This window comes from Janthinobacterium breve (assembly GCF_051380895.1).
GTDB lineage: Bacteria > Pseudomonadota > Gammaproteobacteria > Burkholderiales > Burkholderiaceae_D > Janthinobacterium.
Map to the genome: position 1 here is coordinate 371591 of NZ_JBNYXY010000003.1, position 18089 is coordinate 389679.

General features: G+C 63.1%; 15 protein-coding genes. 11 read left to right on the top strand and 4 right to left on the bottom strand.

Going from position 1 to position 18089, the window contains the following annotated elements; genetic code table 11:
- Positions 1-114: 114 nt before the first annotated feature.
- Entirely contained in the window at positions 115-1398 is a 1284-nt protein-coding gene (locus ACQ4W0_RS07110; protein WP_436576277.1) for a cytochrome-c peroxidase, read from the bottom strand.
- 166 nt (positions 1399-1564) lie between these two features.
- Between ACQ4W0_RS07110 and acpA the strand changes: the two genes are divergently transcribed.
- On the top strand, positions 1565-3697 hold the full coding sequence (acpA, locus tag ACQ4W0_RS07115) for an acid phosphatase (RefSeq protein WP_436576112.1): 2133 nt from the start codon (positions 1565-1567) through the stop codon (positions 3695-3697).
- Positions 3698-3764: 67 nt separating this feature from the next.
- Here acpA and ACQ4W0_RS07120 read toward each other — a convergent pair whose 3' ends face one another.
- Both ACQ4W0_RS07120 and ACQ4W0_RS07125 read right to left on the bottom strand, forming a co-directional pair.
- Entirely contained in the window at positions 3765-4514 is a 750-nt protein-coding gene (locus ACQ4W0_RS07120) for a hypothetical protein (protein WP_436576113.1), read from the bottom strand.
- A 511-nt stretch (positions 4515-5025) separates the two neighbouring features.
- Entirely contained in the window at positions 5026-5472 is a 447-nt protein-coding gene (locus ACQ4W0_RS07125) for a hypothetical protein (protein WP_436576114.1), read from the bottom strand.
- Positions 5473-5761: 289 nt separating this feature from the next.
- On the opposite strand from ACQ4W0_RS07125, the gene ACQ4W0_RS07130 reads away from it, so the two are divergent.
- The gene (locus tag ACQ4W0_RS07130) at positions 5762-6832 is read left to right on the top strand and encodes a M29 family metallopeptidase (RefSeq protein WP_436576115.1); all 1071 of its coding nucleotides are present in this window, start codon (positions 5762-5764) and stop codon (positions 6830-6832) included.
- Here the strand turns inward: ACQ4W0_RS07130 and ACQ4W0_RS07135 are convergent.
- A complete protein-coding gene (locus ACQ4W0_RS07135) occupies positions 6825-7784 on the bottom strand; it encodes a LysR family transcriptional regulator (RefSeq protein WP_436576116.1) in 960 nt (319 codons plus the stop codon). The genes ACQ4W0_RS07130 and ACQ4W0_RS07135 overlap by 8 nt on opposite strands.
- Positions 7785-7893: 109 nt before the next feature.
- Between ACQ4W0_RS07135 and ACQ4W0_RS07140 the strand changes: the two genes are divergently transcribed.
- From ACQ4W0_RS07140 to ACQ4W0_RS07180, 9 genes are all read left to right on the top strand, one after another.
- A complete protein-coding gene (locus ACQ4W0_RS07140; protein ID WP_436576117.1) occupies positions 7894-8733 on the top strand; it encodes a phytanoyl-CoA dioxygenase family protein in 840 nt (279 codons plus the stop codon).
- Positions 8733-9548 (top strand): sugar phosphate isomerase/epimerase family protein, encoded by an 816-nt coding sequence (locus ACQ4W0_RS07145; protein ID WP_436576118.1) that lies wholly within the window; start codon positions 8733-8735, stop codon positions 9546-9548. Before ACQ4W0_RS07140 ends, ACQ4W0_RS07145 begins: the two co-directional genes overlap by 1 nt.
- 139 nt (positions 9549-9687) lie before the next feature.
- On the top strand, positions 9688-10473 hold the full coding sequence (locus ACQ4W0_RS07150; protein ID WP_436576119.1) for an isocitrate lyase/PEP mutase family protein: 786 nt from the start codon (positions 9688-9690) through the stop codon (positions 10471-10473).
- Entirely contained in the window at positions 10460-11506 is a 1047-nt protein-coding gene (locus ACQ4W0_RS07155; protein WP_436576120.1) for a bifunctional transcriptional activator/DNA repair enzyme AdaA, read from the top strand. The genes ACQ4W0_RS07150 and ACQ4W0_RS07155 overlap by 14 nt, the downstream gene beginning before the upstream one ends.
- Positions 11507-11605: 99 nt before the next feature.
- Positions 11606-12067 carry a MarR family winged helix-turn-helix transcriptional regulator gene (locus ACQ4W0_RS07160; protein ID WP_436576121.1) on the top strand — a complete coding sequence of 154 codons (462 nt, stop codon included), beginning with the start codon at positions 11606-11608 and terminating at the stop codon, positions 12065-12067.
- 165 nt (positions 12068-12232) lie between these two features.
- On the top strand, positions 12233-14608 hold the full coding sequence (locus tag ACQ4W0_RS07165) for a M1 family metallopeptidase (RefSeq protein ID WP_436576122.1): 2376 nt from the start codon (positions 12233-12235) through the stop codon (positions 14606-14608).
- A complete protein-coding gene (locus tag ACQ4W0_RS07170; protein ID WP_436576123.1) occupies positions 14605-15093 on the top strand; it encodes a DUF6702 family protein in 489 nt (162 codons plus the stop codon). Before ACQ4W0_RS07165 ends, ACQ4W0_RS07170 begins: the two co-directional genes overlap by 4 nt.
- A gap of 22 nt (positions 15094-15115) precedes the next feature.
- Positions 15116-17152 carry a TonB-dependent receptor gene (locus tag ACQ4W0_RS07175; RefSeq protein WP_436576124.1) on the top strand — a complete coding sequence of 679 codons (2037 nt, stop codon included), beginning with the start codon at positions 15116-15118 and terminating at the stop codon, positions 17150-17152.
- A gap of 103 nt (positions 17153-17255) precedes the next feature.
- The gene (locus tag ACQ4W0_RS07180; protein WP_436576125.1) at positions 17256-17990 is read left to right on the top strand and encodes a 2OG-Fe dioxygenase family protein; all 735 of its coding nucleotides are present in this window, start codon (positions 17256-17258) and stop codon (positions 17988-17990) included.
- Positions 17991-18089 lie beyond the last annotated feature (99 nt).

The window sequence follows — 18089 nt, forward strand, 5'->3', positions numbered from 1 at the left end:
AAGACACAGATCAGTTTGCAATATACACCTGCCTAAAATTTTCTAGCGTGCGCTAACGCACATAAAAACAGGCTTTTGTGGCGTAGTTGTAAGCAATGGTATCTTGATATCTTTTTAGCCACCCTTTCCCTGCGCCGGGCGGGCCAGCGGATAGCCATCCGTCAAGGTATGCAGGAAAACGATGACGTCGGCGATCTCCGCTTCGCTCAGGGCGGGCGCCTGGCCCGGCTGGCGGTCGAACGGCGCCTCCACGTTCACGTTGGCGTCCAGGCCGGGCGGCAGATCGTTGTATTTGTGCACCTTGCCACTCTTATCTTTCGGATACCATTTTTGCGGCGCCGTGTCGCGCTGTACGTAAAAACGCAACACCTGCTCCAGGCTGTCAAAGCTGCCGTTATGGAAAAACACCTTGCGCAGGGCAACGTTGCGCAGGGACGGCGTCTTGAAACTGCCGCAGTATTCCTTGTGCTCCATCAAGTCGGTGCGGTCCGGGCCGCACAAGCCCAGGTCAAAGAACGCCGGGTCGGCATTCGCCGGCAGTTTGGTATTGCGCGGCACGCCGATATTGATCAAGCCGTAGTCGGTAAATTGCGGAAATGCGCCGCCCGAGCTCACCTGGCTGATGTGGCAGGACGCGCAATTACCCTTGGCTTCATCGTTGAACAGGGCCAGGCCGCGCGCTTCCTGCGGGCTCAAGACGGCCTGCTTGCGCAGGAAAGCATCGTACTTGCTGGTGTACGGATAGAAGTCCAACGGGCTTTCCTGGAACACTTCCAGCGACATCAGCGCCCAGCGCAGCGCCTGGCCAGGCTGTTCGAAGATATCCGCGCCATACGTCTGGCGGAATTGCGCCGCCAGGGGGCCGGCCTGTAATTTGGCGACCACGGAGGCACCGTCGCGGTTGCCCATCTCGCGCTTGGATAACAGGGGCGCGAGCGCCTGTTCGTGGCCGGACTGGGCGCGGCCGTCCCAGTTGCGCCCGCCCGTGGGGCCCGCGTCGACGCTGTCGTCGCCATCGTCATCATGAAAATGTTCGGTAAATGCGGGCGCGTTCTGGAGGTAACGCAGCGAGGGCGCGGCACGCGTGCCCGCGTCCTTCAATTCCGGGCCACCCAGCTGCACCGCCAGCGCGTTCGGCGGGCCGTACGCGTGTTCCGGACTGTGGCAGCTGGCGCACGACATCTTCCCCGACACGGACAGGCTGGGCTCGAAAAACATGGCGCGGCCCATGGCCGTCATTGCCGCCACCGAAGGCTGGCGTTTCAGGGTGGGCGCATACGCGCCCGCCAGGTGGCCGGCCGGCACGGCGGCCGCGTCTTTCTGCGGTGCGGGCTGGCAAGCGGCCAGCAGGCAAGCAGCGGCCACGGCAGCAAGCAGCAGGGAGGGTATCGGTTTCATCATGGGCTGGCAGCGTAGCAACGGCATGTGACAACTGCGTGACAAGTCCCTGCAAAAAGTAATGTATCAAGTCCGTACATTACGTCATGTAACAGGTACTGACATGTCACAGAGCTGACATATTGCCTGCCTAGCATGCGACGTTTTCCACCCAGAAGGCATGAACATGAACTTGCACGCCAAAACCGCTTTACGCCCCTCTTTACGGCCCCTGCCGTTGTTACTGTCGCTGGGCCTGGCCGCCTGCGGCAGCGACTACGCGATCACGCCCAGCACCACGGGCCAGGTGATCGGCAGCTACTATGAAAACGCCCAGGTGTGCCTGGAAAGCAGCACAGCCAAGCTGACCTGCGACACCGGCTCGGCCGCCGTGCGCACGGCAGCCGACGGCAGCTACACGCTCGGGGGCCAGGGCGCCGTGCTGGTGAGCATCGGCACGGACGCCATCCGCCATGAAACCATCGGTGACGCGGGCAGCAAGGTCACGCAAAAACTGCTGCTGCGCGCACCCAGCGGACACAGCGCCTTTGTCAGCGCCCTGTCGACGGAACTGGCGCAAATCATGGATGGCAACGGTGGCGACTTTGCGGCCGCCAGCAGCAAGCTGGCCGCGCGCCTGGGAGTGTCGGAAGCGGGCCTGGCGTCCGACTTCAACAAGGCCAGCGGCGACGAGCTGACGAAACTGAAGGCGGAGAACACCAGCGTGACGGCCTTGATCGCCAGCGCCAGCACCCAGGCGGCGCCCGCCGACGCGCTGGCCGCCCTGAACGGCGCACTGGCGCTGAACAATATCCAGACCATCGTCGTCATCTACGCGGAAAACCGCGGCTTCGACAATCTGTACGGCCTGTTCCCGGGCGCCAACGGCGTGCCGGGCGTCAATCCCACTTCCAGCGTGGCCTACGTGCCGCAGAAGGACTATGACGGCAGCACCCTGCCCGTGCTGCCGCCCACCTGGGGCGGCATGACAGCGGCCGGCCAGAGCACCGTCATCACCCAGGCGCAATCGGCCAACCTGCCCAACAAACCGTTCCAGATCGATGACGCCGGCAGCCCCCTGTACCTGCCGCAATCGGTGATCACGCGCGACCTGGTGCACCGTTTCTACAACAACCAGATGCAGATCAACGGCGGCGCCAACGACAAGTTCGCAGCCTATTCCGACGCGGGCGGCCTGTCCATGGGCTATTACGACGGCAGCAAGATGCAGTTATGGGACATCGCCAAACAATATGCGCTGGCCGACAACCTGTTCATCGGCGCCTTCGGCGGCTCCTTCCTCACGCACCAGTACCTGATCTGCGCCTGCGCACCGACCTACCCGAACGCCGACACCTCGGTAGCCAAGGGATCGATTGCGAAGATCGACGTCGACGCCAACGGTAACTTCGTGCGCCTGACGCCGTCCGCCACTGCCCCAAGCACGGTCCTGAACGGCGCGCCCGCCTATGCCAACGACGGCGCGCTGACGCCGGCCGACAGCACGGGCATGTTCTACGCCGTCAATACCATGCAGCCACCGTTCCAGCCCAGCAGCAACGCCCCCGCATCCGGCGACAGCAGCAAGCTGTATGCGGACACGGGCAAGGCCAACACCCTGCCGCAGCAGACGCAGACGAATATCGGCGACCTGCTCTCTGGCAAGAACATCGACTGGGCCTGGTATGCGGGCGCCTGGAAGGATACGACGGCCCTGGCCACGGCCAGCGCGCGCGCCGGCAGCTTCCCGAATCCGCCGAACTTCCAGTTCCATCACCAGCCGTTCAACTACTTTGCCAACATGGACCCCCTGAAGGCGCCCGCCTACCGTGCCGCCCACCTGCGCGACTTCGACAGCCAGTTCCTCAGCGACGCCAGCGCCGGCAAACTGCCGCCCGTGGCCTTCTACAAGCCGCAGGGCAATTTGAACCAGCATGCGGGCTACGCCAGCGTGGCCGACGGCGACGCGCATATCGCCAGCGTCATCGCCCAGCTGAAAAAGAGTCCGCAATGGAAAAACATGCTGGTCATCGTCACTTACGATGAAAACGGCGGCTTCTACGACCATGCGGCGCCGCCGAAGGGCGACCGCTGGGGTCCGGGCACGCGCGTGCCGGCCATCCTCGTCTCGCCGTACGTGAAAAAGGGATTGGTTGACCATACGCAATATGATTCGGCCTCGATCCTGCGCGCCATCACGCACCGCTTCGCGCTGCCCGTACTCGACGGTTTGACGCTACGCGACAAGGCGCTGATGGCCAACGGCGGCAAGCCGATGGGCGACTTCAGCGCGGCGCTGGCGCTGGTGCCGCAAGAATAAGCGTCGGCTCAAACGGCAACGCGACGCCCGCCCGGCCTGGCCGCGGCGGGCATTTTACATGTTGGCGCTACTGGCCCGGGACCGGGGCAGCATCGAGCAGCGAACGCTCGAGCAGTTGCGACAACGCCGCGCGCAGCGCCTGCGTGCGCGCCGCCAGTTCCGGCCGCTTGTAGCGCTCGGCGGCGATCAGGCTGCTTTCCAGGCAGACCCTGTCCGACCTGGCCAGGCAGGCGTCGGCCGCGTCGAGCTGGACGCTGGCTTGCGCCACTTTCACCTTGGCGTCCAGTTCCAGGCTGTCGGGATCGTCGCCCCAGCGTTTCACGTAGATGGCCAGGCGCGTGGCGGCCAGATCCGGCTTGCCCGCATCGAGCGCCTGGTTGACACTGTCTTGCAGCGCCGTCCACGCCTGTGCCCGCTGCTGTTGCCGGTCGCAGGTGGCGGCGGACTTGGTGATGCTCGCCTGCAAGCGTTTGAGGTGCGCGGCGGGGGCCTTGGCGCTTTTCAGCACGGCCAGCGCGCTGCGCGCCCCGTCCAGGTCGCACTGCGCCGCCAGCGCGATAGCAGCTTCGACCTGGTCCGCCACGCTGGCAGGCTTGTCGGCGGGCTTGTTGAAAAACCAGATGCCGGTCAGCACCACTGCCGCCGCGATCCACGTGCGCAAGCGCACGGGCGGGCGCGGTGGCGGCACCGAACCCCTGGCGGCCGGTTTCGCAGGCGGCGCCTTGGCTGGCACGGGAACCGGCGGCGGGACGGGCTTGGGAGCGGGAGCGGGCTGCGGCACAGGAACTGGCGGGACGACGGGCACCGGCGGCGGCATGCGAGGCACCGGCGGCGGCACTACTTTCTGCAAAACAATGGGTTCGGCCGCCTGGCGCGTGCCGCAAAATGGACAACAAGCCACGCGCAGCAGCAATTCCCGGCCGCAAGCGGCGTTAATACAACGTTCATTCACTTTTTCAAGCACATTCCAACCTTTTCCTGGGTGCGCCCCGTCACCCTGCGCACGTCTTGCTGGTTCATATCGTCATTCATCTTGGCGAGCGCAGCGGCCAATGCTGTCGCCAGATCCCAGCTGCGCCTTGTTGCAATATTACCTTACGCGACAGCAAAAACGGCACGACGACCTGGCGCTGGGAGGGAAGACGACGCCAGGCCGGCCGATCGTCGAAGACGATCAGCCCTGCCCTCTCCAGGCGCAGGCGAATATTATCGTGGTGTAGGGAGGGTACAGTCAGCCAGCACGGCGAGGCAAAGGAACAACACCCTGGCCTATCGTCCGCACGCCGCGAACGTCTGAAAAATGCCCAGGGCTGGGCGCCACGCCGAAATCAGACTTTGACGCTTTCGGCTTTGGCGATAACAGTGCGGGGAATAATCTCATTCTCGGGGCAAGTCTGCATCGCCTCCGAATACGTCAGCCAGCGTTTCAGGCTGTCCATATGGCGGATGGTGATGCCCTTGCCATTGATATAGCCGATTTGCTCGAAATTGGCGGGGCTGGTGGTCAGCTTCGATACGGTGGGGGCATTATCGATCAGGCGATCATAGGCCTTGCGCGCCTTGTGTTCCCACTTCGCCAGCGCGGGATCGTCGAAACGGTTGCTTTCAAAATAAACGGTGACGGTACGGTCGTGGTTGGCAAAGCCGACGATGGCCGCGCCCCTGCGTATCGTCAACAGCACATCTTCCTTGACGCTTGGGATGGGCACAAGCAGGGCCGCGCGGCCATCCGCATCGGGCCGTTCCATCGGAATATCTTGTCCAATCACACTCATCGCATCACACTCGTCTAAGTCTATTCATTGCACCATCCTCATCAGGAGGGTGTCGTCCTGCATCATTTGCACAAGCGGCCATGCGTACACGCCGCATGCCGCTCGTGTATCTGGCCTGTTTTACAAATAATACATTGCCATACAGCACTACACAAGATAATCGGCCTTCCCCGGTGGGGCTTGAGCATCCTTGCCACAGAAGCAAGCCTGAAACGGCGCGGTATCGACGACACGCCCGGCAATCGCCTTATAATGCCTGGTTTACCATACGCCAGACGAAATCCGCACCATGACGCTTCCCGAGAATGACACCAGCCGGCTCGATGCCATCAGCGCCGCCGCCACCGAAGTGGCCGCACAAAACGTGGCCGACCTGCTGGCCATGGCCATCTGTCACCGCCCGGACGAACCGGCGCTGATCGTCTGCGACAAGCGCAGCTGGCTCAACGTCGTGTTGACGGAAGCCTATCGCCAGGCCTTGCCGGACGCGAGCTTCATTGATTTCGACGACGTCACGCCCGACGCCGTGCTGGCCGCGTTTGCCGAACTGCCCGCCGGCAGCCTCGTCGTGCTGATCCAGTCGACCAGCTTCCGCCTGGAAGCGTTCCGCATCCGCATCGAGCTGTTCAAGCGGGGCCTGAAAGTGATCGAACACGTGCATTTGTCGCGCATGCCCGGCGTGCAGGGACTGCACTACATCGCTTCGCTGGCCTACGATCCCGATTACTACCGGGGCGTGGGCCATGCGTTGAAGGCACGCATCGACCGCGCCCGCCACGGCATGGTCGACAGCGGCGGCGAGCAGCTGGTGTTCGCTTCGCCGTTCGAATCGGCCAAGCTGAATATCGGCGACTACGCCGGCATGAACAATATCGGCGGCCAGTTCCCCCTGGGCGAAGTGTTTACGGAAGCGCAGGACCTGGAAGCGGTGAACGGGCGCGTGCGCATCTTCGTCTTTGGCGACACGCACTTCATGGTCAACCGCCCCGACACGCCGATCACCCTGATCATCGACAAGGGCCGCGTCACGGGCACCGAGCACGCCACGCCGGAATTTACCGCCATGCTGGAAATCATCCGCGCCCATGAGGGCGAAGTGTGGGTGCGCGAACTGGGCTTCGGCATGAACCGCGCCTTTTCGCGCGAACAGCTGGTCAACGACATCGGCACGTATGAACGCATGTGCGGCATCCATTTGTCGTTGGGCGCCAAGCATGGCGTGTACACCAAACCCCAGTTCAAGCGCAAGGATGCGCGCTACCACGTCGACATCTTCGCCGTCACCGAAGCCGTTTATCTGGACGACGAGCGCGTGTATGCCGATGGCGCGTGGACGCTGGAACCGGTCGCTTTCAGCTGAAAAACCCGGCAGCCTCCAGCTCGCGGTCCCACGGCGGCACGGGCTGGTATTCGGCCACCAGGAAATCGATCAGCGCGCGCACCTTGGGCGATGGCTGGCGGCTGGCCGGATACAGGGCGCTCAAGTGATTCAACGGCAGGTCCCAGCCGGACAGCACGGGCACAAGGCTGCCGTCGAGCAGCTTGCGCCAGGCGAGGAAGGTAGTGCTGTAGACGATGCCCAGCCCCCGCTGCGCCGCCTGCTGCAGTACCAGCCCGTTATTCGCCGTGAAGCCCGCCTGCACGCGCACGCTCACCTCCTCGCGCTGTTCCCCTTCTCCCCGCTGGAAATGCCAGTTCGTGCCATCGGTCAGGTGGCTGAAATGCAGGCACTGATGCTGCAGCAAGTCTTGCGGCGTCTGTGGCACGCCCCATTGCGCCAGATAGGCGGGACTGGCGCACAGCACGGCGCGGCACGGCGCCAGCGGTCGCATGGCCAGCGCGCTGCTGTCCGGGATGCCGCCCACGCGGATCGTCAAGTCAAAACCGTGGCGTATCGGGTCGAGCAGCGCATCGTCGACAAACAACTCGGCCTGCACCTGCGGGTGCCGCAGGCTGAAACGGGCGACGGCGTCGGCCAGCCACACGCTGCCGAAACTCGATGGCGCCTGGATGCGCAGCGGCCCGGCGAGCTCCGCTCCGGCTCCCGCCTGCGCCACGTGCGCTACCATGCGCGCCGCTTCCTGCGCCTGGCTGACGGTCGCCATGCACGGCGCCAGGTAGGCACGGCCCGCGTCCGTCAGGCTCACTTCGCGCGTGGAACGGTGCAGCAGGCGCGCATGCAGGCGCTCTTCCAGCTGCATGATGGTCTTGCTGACCATGGCCCGCGTCAGGCCCAGGCGCTGCCCGGCCACAGTGAAGCTGCGCTGGCGCGCCACTTCGACAAAGATTTCCATCGCTTTTAGTTGATCCATGTCAAAGATTGTCATCGCTTTGGCGACAATCTGTCAACCGCCGGGCGATTGTTTGCCGCCCTCGCCCATCCTACAATGGCGCTTTCCATTGACCTCCGGAGCCGCCGCCATGCTGACAATCCTGCAACAAGAACAATACCAACGCGACGGCTACATCATCCTGCCCGATTTCAAGGGTGCGGACGAAATCGCCGCCTTGCGGGCGCGCGCCGAGCAGATTGTCAACGAATTCGATCCCAGCGTCAGCCAGTCCATCTTCACCACGCGCGACCAGGCAAAGAACACCAACGATTATTTTCTCGCCTCCGACAACACCATCCGCTGCTTCTTCGAGGAAGAAGCGTTCGGCGCTGACGGCCAGTTAAAACAGGCGAAGTCGCTGTCGATCAACAAGATCGGCCACGCCATGCACGACCTGGATCCCGTCTTCCGCAGCTTTTCGGCCGACCCGAAGCTGGCCGAAGTGGCGCGCGACCTGGGCCTGGCAGATGCGCAGGTCTGGCAATCGATGTACATTTTCAAGCAGCCGGGCATCGGCGGCGAAGTGCGCTGGCACCAGGACGCCACGTATTTCGAGACCACGCCGATCAGCGTGACCACCTTCTGGTTCGCGCTGGAAGACGCGACCCTGGACAACGGCTGCCTGTGGGCGGAACCGGGCGGCCACCGCGGCCCCTTGCGCGAACGCTTCATCCGCAACGGCGACGCCGTGCGCGTGGAAAAACTCGATACGATGCCGTGGCCCGACGACAGCACGGCCGTGCCACTGGAAGTCAAGGCGGGCGCCCTGGTCTGCTTCCACGGCTTGCTGCCCCATTACAGCGCGCCGAACCGCTCGCCCGTCTCGCGCCACGCCTACACCCTGCATGCGACGGACGGCCAGACCGAGTACGCAGCCCACAACTGGATACAGCGCGACGCGGCGTTCCCCGTGCGGGGCTTCGTCTGATGCGCATTGAAGTCTACGCCGCCCACTGGGGCAATAACGAACTGCCGCCCGAGGTCTTCATCGATAGGGTAGCGGCGGCCGGCTTTGACGGCATCGAAATGTCGCTGCCGCTGGACGCCGCCCTGCGCGAGGAATGGACGGACCGCATCGCCAAGGCGGGCCTGCAACTGATCGCCGCGCAATGGGAAACCGTATTCCACCGCGATTTCGAGCAGCACCGCGCCGCCCTGGCGGAACTGCTGGAAAACGCCTGCCTGGCGCGGCCCGTGCTGGTCAACACGCACACGGGCAAGGATTACTACAGCCAGGCGCAAAACGCAGAGCTTCTCGACTTGGCCGCCGCCATCACGGAAAAGCACGGCGTGCCCATCGTGCATGAGATCCACCGCAGCCGCTTCAGCGGCCACCCGATGCTGCTGCTGCCCTATTTGGCGCAGTATCCTGACCTGCCATTGACGGCCGACCTGTCGCACTGGTGCTGCGCCTGCGAATCCCTGCTGGAAGACCAGCCGCAGACCCTGGCGCAGGTGCTGCCGCTGGTGCGCCACGTGCATGCGCGCGTGGGCCATGCGCAGGGGCCGCAAGTGGCAGACTTCCGCGCGCCGGAAGCAAAGCAGGCGCTCGACGCCCATCTCGCGTGGTGGGATGCCATCGTCGCCCTGCGCCGCGCGGCCGGCGCCGAACGCATGACGTTCACGCCGGAATTCGGCCCCGCGCCGTATACGCAAACCCTGCCCTGGACGCAGCAGCCGGTGAGCGACGCGTGGCAACAGAACGTCGCCATGCTGCAACTGCTGCGCCAGCGCTATGCTTGAGGTTGAGGTTGAGGTTGAGGTTGAGGTTGAGGTTGAGCAGCGTCGCACTGCAGAACGAAGAAAATACTCGTCCAATTTTCGGTTGTGACGTAAGCGACTGGGTCAGCATACTGGCGCCATGTTCAATCAGGAGCCATTCATGTACTTTACAGACCTGCATCACCAAGCGTCGCCACTACTGCTCGCCAATGTATGGGATGCCGCCAGTGCCCGTGCGGCAGAATCTGCCGGTTACGCCGCCATTGGCACTTCCAGCGCGGCGATTGCCGCAATGCTGGGCTATGCGGACGGAGAGGAGGTCAGCTTTTCCGAGCTGCATGCCCTAGTCCAGCGTCTGCGCGCCGTCACCGAGCTGCCGCTCACCGTGGACATGGAAGCCGGCTACGGTGACACGAGCGCGGCAGTTGTGGAGAATTTGCTCAAGCTGGCGGCTTCGGGCGTGGTCGGCGTCAACCTGGAAGACAGCGTGGTGATACGCAACGGCGGCAACGACGTGCGCGACTTACTGGACAGTGCAGTCTTTGCCCAGCGCCTGCGCGACATCCGCGCCGGCTTGCAGGCCGCCGGTGTGTCGTTGTTCCTCAATGCGCGCACCGATACCTTCCTGCTGAACGTAGACGATGCCCTTGCACAAACCATTGCCCGCGGCCGGATGTATGCCGCCAGTGGCGCCGATGGCTTGTTTATCCCCTGTCTCGTCAACGAAGCCGATATCGCCGCCATCGTTGCCGGCATCCCCTTGCCGGTAAATGTCATGTGCATGCCGCATTTACCGCGTTTTTCCCGCCTTGCCGAACTGGGCGTCAAACGCATCAGCATGGGCAACTTTCTTTATCAACGGGTGCAGCGTATCCTGCAAGAACTGTATGTAGCCGTGCGCGGCGAACAATCGTTCCAGGCGCTGGTCGACGATGCTGGTCACTGACGTCCGGCAGATCGATAGCTACTACCGCGCACTGATCGGACGCGCGGCCGATGATGTCGGTATCTTCTATGTCGCCGTGAAAACCACCGGTGTGTTTTGCATCGCCACCTGCCGGGCACGCAAACCCAAGCGCGAAAACGTGGTGTTCTATACGAGCTTCAAGGAAGCGCTGGATGCCGGTTACCGGCCATGCAAGGTCTGCAAGCCGACCGAGAATGCCTACACCGCACCGCCGGAAGTAGCAGAGGCCATTGCCTGGGTGCGCCAGCACCCCAAGGAACGCCTGAGCGACAGCCATCTGCGGCAGCGCGGCCTCAGCCCAGAACGCATCCGACGCTGGTTTCAGCAGCACCATGGCATGAGCTTTCAGGCATTCCAGCGTTCGCTGCGCATCAATACGGCACTGGAAGAACTGAAGACCGGGCGCCGAGCGACCAGTGTGGCATTCGATCACGGCTACGAATCGCTCAGCGGCTTCGGTTATACCTGCAAAAAACTGACCGGTGCCGCGCCAACGGCGGCGGCCCATGTCATCCTCATTCACCGCTTTACCACGCCTTTGGGACCGATGTTCGTCTGCGCCAGCGAGCGTGGCGTCTGCCTGCTGGCGTTTGTCGACCACCGAATGCTGGAAACCGAATTCAGGAATATACAAAAGGAGCAGCAGGCGCGCATGCTGCCGGGTGAAAACCGGCACACGCGCCAGGCAGAACGCGAGGTAGGCGAATACTTTGCGGGCACGCGGCAGTGCTTCGGGCTGATACTCGATACGCCCGGCAATGCTTTCCAGCAGACAGTCTGGCAAGCCTTGCAAGCCATTTCCTATGGCCACACCGTCAGCCATGCTGCACTTGCGGAGCAACTCGGCCAGCCACGGACGGTGCAGGCGGTGGCTGTTGCCAATGATGCCAATCGCGTGGCCATCGTCGTTCCCTGCCACAGGGCGCTTGGGGAGCATGGCAGGCTAAATAGCGACGATAGCGGCTTGGCGCGCAAACAGTGGCTGCGCGACCACGAGCGGCGGCTAGCCTAGGCGGGCCACCTGACTGAAGCCAGGCAACAGGCAGAGTGATGGCACCGCAGAACGCACAGTTGCATTGCAATTAAATAGCGCGCTATATATACTGTCCCCATGGATACCACCACCGCTCCCAACCCCTTGCACCAGGTGCCGCGCCTGGACAGCCAGCTGTGCTTTGCGCTGTACTCGACCTCGCTTGCCATGAACAAGCTGTACCGCAAGCTCCTGCGTAAACTCGGCCTCACGTATTCGCAATACCTGGTGATGATGGTGCTGTGGGAACGCGACGGCCTGACGGTATCGGAAGTGGGCGAGCGCTTGTTCCTCGACTCGGCCACCCTGACGCCCCTGCTCAAGCGCATGGAGCAAGCGGGCCTGTTGACGCGTGCGCGTGCCGCCAGCGACGAGCGCCAGGTCATCATTTCCCTCACCGAACAAGGCGACCAGCTGCGCCACGAAGCGGCCCTGCTGCCCGAAGCCATCCTGACGGCCAGCCACTGCAGCGTGGAACAAGTTGTGGACATGAAACAACAGCTGAACCAGTTGCGCGACAGCCTGATGAAAAGTGAGTAAAAGCGCCGCTTTTCCGAGCAAAATAAGGCAAAGCATGCCCCTGACAGCGCAAGGCAAAAACTGGCGCAAAATCTGCCTTTCTTTATTACAAATCGATACAAGGATGGCCCCACCCTGCGTATAGAATAGTTGCCACTATTTCCTTACAACAACATCAGGGTGAATATGCGCTTACTTTTCGGCTCCGTAGCCTCGTTGGCTCTCTGCTTTACCGTGTCGGCTTTCGCCGCCGAACCATTCGACGACAAGTTCCGCCAGCTCGAAGAAGTACTGCCCACCCCGAATACCTACCGCACCGCGTCCGGCGCGCCGGGCCACGCCTATTGGCAGCAGCGCGCCGACTACACGATCCGCGCCACCCTGGACGAAGCCAAACGCGAGATCGCCGGCAGCGGCAGCATCACCTACCACAACCAGTCGCCCGACACCCTCGGCTACCTGTGGGTTCAGCTGGACCAGAATATCTACAAGCCCGATTCCGACGCGCGCCGCATGACCACGGCGCCGTCGCGCCAGGCGTGGGCCAGGACGACGGGCGAAGAGACCATGAAGTTCGATGGCTTGCGCGGCATGCTGGCGCGCGGCGACTTCCAGGGCGGCTTCAATATCCGCGCCCTGAAGGGCGCCGATGGCCAGCCCCTGAAATACCTTATCAACCGCACCATGATGCGCATCGACCTGCCGCAGCCTTTGAAGCCGGGCCAGGACTTCGTCTTCCAGATCGACTGGGACTACCGCATCAATGAACAGAAGGTGCTGGGTGGTCGCGCCGGCTATGAAGTCTTCGACGACAAGAACGCCCTGTTCGAAGTGGCGCAGTGGTTCCCTCGCATGGCGGCCTACTACGACGCGGCCGGCTGGCAGCACAAGCAGTTCCTCGGCTCGGGCGAATTCACGCTGGAATTCGGAGACTACGACGTGCAGCTCACCGTCCCCGCCGACCATATCGTCGCCGCCACGGGCGAGCTGAAAAATCCCCAGGACGTGCTGTCTTCCGCGCAGCGCGAGCGCCTGGAAAAGGCCCGCAGCAGCGACAAGCCCGTCATCATCATCACGCAAAAAGAGGCGGAAGCGGCCGAAAAATCCGTCAGCCGCGCGCAAAAGACCTGGCACTTCAAGGCGACCAACGTGCGCGACTTCGCCTGGGCCTCGAGCCGCAAGTTCATCTGGGATGCGCAGGGCTACAAGAAGGGCGGCAGCGATGTGATGGCCATGTCCTACTATCCGAAGGAAGGCAATCCGCTGTGGGAAAAGTACAGCACGCAAGCCATCGTGCACACGATCGAACAGTACAACAAGTACAGCATAGCCTACCCGTACCCGACGGCCATCTCCGTCAACGGCCCCGTGGGCGGCATGGAGTATCCAATGATCTCGTTTAACGGCCCCCGTCCGGTGAAAGACAAAAAAGCGGGCGAGCTGACCTACTCCAAACGCACCAAATATGGGCTGATCGGCGTCATCATTCACGAGGTGGGCCACAACTACTATCCGATGATCATCAACTCGGACGAGCGCCAGTGGACGTGGATGGACGAAGGCTTGAACACCTTCGTGCAATACCTGGCGCAGCAGGCGTGGGAAGAAAACTATCCCGCCTCGCGCGGCGAGCCGCGCGAGATCGTCGACTACATGCGTAGCCGCGACCAGGTGCCCATCATGACCAATTCCGAATCGCTCCTGCAGTTCGGCAACAACGCCTATGCCAAGCCGGCGGCGGGCCTGAACATCCTGCGCGAGACCATCCTAGGGCGCGAGCTGTTCGACTACGCGTTCAAGGAATATGCGCAGCGCTGGAAGTTCAAGCGCCCGACGCCCGCCGACTTTTTCCGTACCATGGAAGACGCCTCCGGCACGGACCTGGACTGGTTCTGGCGCGGCTGGTTCTACACCACCGACCCGGTCGACATCAGCATCGACGGCATCAGCGAATATGGCGTGAGTTCAAAAAATCCGGAAACGGAGAAGGCCTGGAGGAAAGCGCAGAAGGATGCCCAGCCCGAATCGGTGACGAGCCGCGCCAACAAGGGCATGCCGCGCCGCGTGGACGCGCATCCGGAGCTGAAGGATTTCTACAACCAGCACGACGACTTCACGGTGACCAACAAGGACCGCAACAGCTATGCCGAAGCGCTGGCCGGCCTGGAACCGTGGGAAAAGGACTTGCTGAAACAGGGCAAGCACCTGTACCTGGTCGACCTGTCGAACCTGGGCGGCATGGTCATGCCCCTGATCCTGGAGATTGAACTGAAAAGCGGCAAGAAGTACGTCGAGCGCGTGCCGGCCGAAGTGTGGCGCTACTCGCCGAAAAAGATCACCAAGGTCGTCATCACCGATGAACCGATGGTGGGCCTGGTGCAGGACCCGTACTGGGAAACGGCCGATATCGACACCAGCAACAATAGCTGGCCGAGAAAAGTCACGCCATCGCGCCTGGAACTGTTCAAGAGTGAAAAATCGCCCAAGGATAACCTGATGCGCGACTTTAATACTCCGCTGAAAGGCAAGAACAGCGGCTCGGACAAGGGCGACGAGGCGTGAAGCGCTGGCGCACGTTCGCGGCAAGCCTGCTGGCCGGTGCCAGCATGGCGGCTGGCGCCCACAATTTCCATATGGGTATCGCCGACATCAGCTATAACGCGGCCAGCGGCAGCACCGAAGTGGTGCATACCTATACGGGCCATGACGTCGAGGCGCTGCTGACGCAGCTGTACCAGCGCCAGTTCGACCTGGGCCAGGAAGACAGCGAAGCGGCCTTGCGCCGCTATGTCGAAAAACAGTTTTATCTCGTGGCGCCGGACGGCAAGCGCCTGCGCCTGAACTGGGTCGGCTTGAAGGTCAATGCCGACAACGTGGTGATCTTCCAGGAGATCGAACGCACGCGCCTGGCCCCCGCCACGCGCATCCACAACCAGCTGCTGATCGATTTCCTGCCCAGCCAGCGCAACACTCTCAATGTGCAGGACAGCGGCACCATCCAGACGCTGTTTTTCGACCGCCAGAACACGGAATTGCCGATCCGGTAAGTCCCGCCACACCCAGACATCCATGACGCCACGCTATCTTCCCCTCCTCCTCGCCGCCCTGTTTTCAGCAACCGCCGCCCACGCCGACGACATCTTCCAGCGCGTGCTGGTCGACGGTTCGCGCTTGAACCAGCTGGGCGTGGCCGATTCGGCCAACGCGGGCAGCGTCACGCAACAGCAGCTCGCAGCGCGCACCAGCTACCGGCCCGGAGAATTGCTCGAAGCCGTGCCGGGGCTGATCGTCAGTCAGCATAGCGGCGAGGGCAAGGCCAACCAGTTCTACCTGCGCGGCTTCAACCTCGATCATGGCACGGACTTGCGCACCACCGTCGACGAGATGCCCGTCAACCAGCGCAGCCATGGCCACGGACAGGGCTGGACGGACCTGAACTTCCTGATCCCCGAACTGGCCATGCGCCTCGATTACAAAAAGGGGCCGTATTCGGCGGCGCAAGGCGATTTTTCCTCCGCGGGAGCGGCCTCCATCGTCTACGCGAACCGCCTGACGCAGGGCATCGCCAGTGTGGGCGTCGGACAAAACGGCTTTCGCCGCGCCCTGCTGGCCGATACGCTCGATGCAGGCGGCGGCAGCCTGCTGTACGCGCTCGAAGCGCAGCATAACGATGGCCCGTTTACGCAGCCGGACCGCTACCACAAGCTTAATGGCGTGCTGCGTTACAGCGAAGGTTATGCCAACAACGGTTTCAATGTCACGGCCATGGCGTACGACGCCAGCTGGCATGCCACCGACCAGATTCCGCTGCGCGCCGTGCAGGACGGCACGCTGGGCCGCTTCGACGCCGTCGATGACAGCGACGGCGGCAAGGCGCAGCGCTACAGCCTGTCGGGCACCTGGCGCCAGACCAGGGACGACGTATCGTCCAAGGTCAGCGCGTATGTGATCGCCAACCGCCTGGCCCTGTTCTCGAATTTCACGTATGCGCTGGACGACCCCGACAACGGCGACCAGTTCGCCCAGCCCGACCGGCGCGTGACGGCCGGCCTCGATGCGAGCCATACCTGGCACCGCCACACGGACAGGGGCAGCAGCGACACTACCATCGGCCTGCAGCTACAGAACGACAATATCCACAATGGCCTGTACAACACGCGCCAGCGCCAGATCCTGTCGACCACGCGGCAAGACCATATCGTCGAAACCAGCATCGGCGTGTATGGTGAAAACATTACGCGCTGGTCGCGCTGGCTGCGCAGCCTGGCCGGCCTGCGCGCGGACGCCTACCGCTTCGACGTGCGCAGCGACCGCGCCGCCAATTCGGGTACCGCCAGCGACCATTTGTTCAGCCCCAGCCTGAGCGTGATCGCCGGCCCGTGGCGCGAGACGGAAGCGTATATCAACATCGGCAATGGTTTTCACAGCAACGACGCGCGCGGCACGACGATCACGGTCGACCCGAAGACGGGCGAGGCGGCCGACAAGGTCACGCCCCTGGTGCGCTCGCGTGCCCTGGAACTGGGCTTGCGCAGCGCCGCCATCGCCGGCCTGCAAACGTCGCTGTCGCTGTATCGCCTGGACTTCGATTCCGAGCTGCTGTTCATCGGCGACGCGGGCGCCACCGAGGCGGGCCGCCCCAGCCGGCGCTACGGCATCGAGTTTTCCAGCTACTACAAGGCGGCCAGCTGGCTGTCGCTGGACCTGGACCTGGCGTATGCGCGGGCGCGCTCGCGCGGCAGCGACCCGGCGGGCGACTTCATCCCCGGCGCCATCGAAGGCGTGGCCCAACTGGCCATGACAGTGACGCCGCGCGGGCCATGGTCGGGCTCTTTGCGCCTGCGCTACTTCGGCCCGCGGCCCCTGATCGAAGATAACAGCGTGCGCTCCGCGGCCAGCGTGGGACTGAACGGGCGCATCGCCTACCAGATCGACAAGACCTTGCGCGTGGAGCTGGAAGGCTACAACCTGGCCAACCGGCGCGACTCGGCCATCGATTACTACTATGCCTCGCGCCTGCCCGGCGAGGCGCAACCGGTCGACGATATCCACTTCCATCCGGTGGAGTCGCGCTCGCTGCGCCTGACCCTGGTAAAGAATTTTTAAGTAAACAAGAATAATTCTTATCGCACTGCACAGGAAACGCTGCGAAGTCGTAGAATGCCAGGCTGGATAAACTGATACAGGCCGCGTTGCGGCCCGCACCGCCATGAGCACTTCCGCACCGATCTTTACCGACCCGTCCCACGTCAAGGACGCCTTGCGCGATGACGGCTATGCCGTTCTGCGCCCGCAGGATGTGGCGGCGCTGGCCGGCTGCCCGCTGGCCGCACTGCGCGCGCTGGAACCCAGCTGGAACGCGCTGGCGCTGGACAATTACCTGAAAGATGGCGGCCGCTATCGCCGCCGGCGCCACTCATGCTTCGTGCAGGATGGCGCGCGCCTGACGCAGACGGCGCACCGCCCGCACTGGCAACCGGTCGAATACAACGCCCTGCACGGCGGCATGCACCGCCTGTTCGAGCCGGTCGAGCCGGCCATCGTCGCGCAACCAGCCTGGCAACAGCTGATCCGCGCGCTGGGCGACGCCTGCTCGCAGGTCAAGGGCAGCCAGCCATGGTTCATCGAGGCGCACCAGTTCCGCATCGATACGACCGATGGCATCGGCCGCCCCACGCCGGAAGGCGCGCACCGCGACGGCGTCAATTTCGTCGCCGTGCTGCTGATCGGGCGCGAACAGGTCAAGGGCGGCGAGACGCGCATCTTCGAAGCCAATGGCCCCAATGGCAAGCGCTTTACCCTGACCGAGCCGTGGTCGCTGCTGCTGCTCGACGATGCGGCGGTGATCCACGAATCGACGCCGATCCAGCCCATCGGCGAACATGGCCACCGCGATACGCTCGTGCTGACGTATCGCGCGGGCCAGTTCCAGGGTGAGAATTAAGCGTTGGCCACAGCATTCCCTGTGGCCAAAATAGTTACTTGTAAGTTACTTTTGCAGACTTAAATCCGATATAGTCACAGGATGTCGATATTGTGCGCT

Bases quoted from the DNA above. Each gene is read 5' to 3' on its own strand.
- ACQ4W0_RS07110 (WP_436576277.1), bottom strand. From the start codon at position 1,398: ATGAAACCGATACCCTCCCTGCTGCTTGCTGCCGTGGCCGCTGCTTGC.
- ACQ4W0_RS07165 (WP_436576122.1), top strand. From the start codon at position 12,233: ATGCGCTTACTTTTCGGCTCCGTAGCCTCGTTGGCTCTCTGCTTTACC.
- ACQ4W0_RS07140 (WP_436576117.1), top strand. From the start codon at position 7,894: ATGCTGACAATCCTGCAACAAGAACAATACCAACGCGACGGCTACATC.
- ACQ4W0_RS07145 (WP_436576118.1), top strand. From the start codon at position 8,733: ATGCGCATTGAAGTCTACGCCGCCCACTGGGGCAATAACGAACTGCCG.
- ACQ4W0_RS07135 (WP_436576116.1), bottom strand. From the start codon at position 7,784: ATGGATCAACTAAAAGCGATGGAAATCTTTGTCGAAGTGGCGCGCCAG.
- ACQ4W0_RS07150 (WP_436576119.1), top strand. From the start codon at position 9,688: ATGTACTTTACAGACCTGCATCACCAAGCGTCGCCACTACTGCTCGCC.
- ACQ4W0_RS07125 (WP_436576114.1), bottom strand. From the start codon at position 5,472: ATGAGTGTGATTGGACAAGATATTCCGATGGAACGGCCCGATGCGGAT.
- ACQ4W0_RS07155 (WP_436576120.1), top strand. From the start codon at position 10,460: ATGCTGGTCACTGACGTCCGGCAGATCGATAGCTACTACCGCGCACTG.
- ACQ4W0_RS07130 (WP_436576115.1), top strand. From the start codon at position 5,762: ATGACGCTTCCCGAGAATGACACCAGCCGGCTCGATGCCATCAGCGCC.
- acpA (WP_436576112.1), top strand. From the start codon at position 1,565: ATGAACTTGCACGCCAAAACCGCTTTACGCCCCTCTTTACGGCCCCTG.
- ACQ4W0_RS07180 (WP_436576125.1), top strand. From the start codon at position 17,256: ATGAGCACTTCCGCACCGATCTTTACCGACCCGTCCCACGTCAAGGAC.
- ACQ4W0_RS07175 (WP_436576124.1), top strand. From the start codon at position 15,116: ATGACGCCACGCTATCTTCCCCTCCTCCTCGCCGCCCTGTTTTCAGCA.
- ACQ4W0_RS07120 (WP_436576113.1), bottom strand. From the start codon at position 4,514: ATGCCGCCGCCGGTGCCCGTCGTCCCGCCAGTTCCTGTGCCGCAGCCC.
- ACQ4W0_RS07160 (WP_436576121.1), top strand. From the start codon at position 11,606: ATGGATACCACCACCGCTCCCAACCCCTTGCACCAGGTGCCGCGCCTG.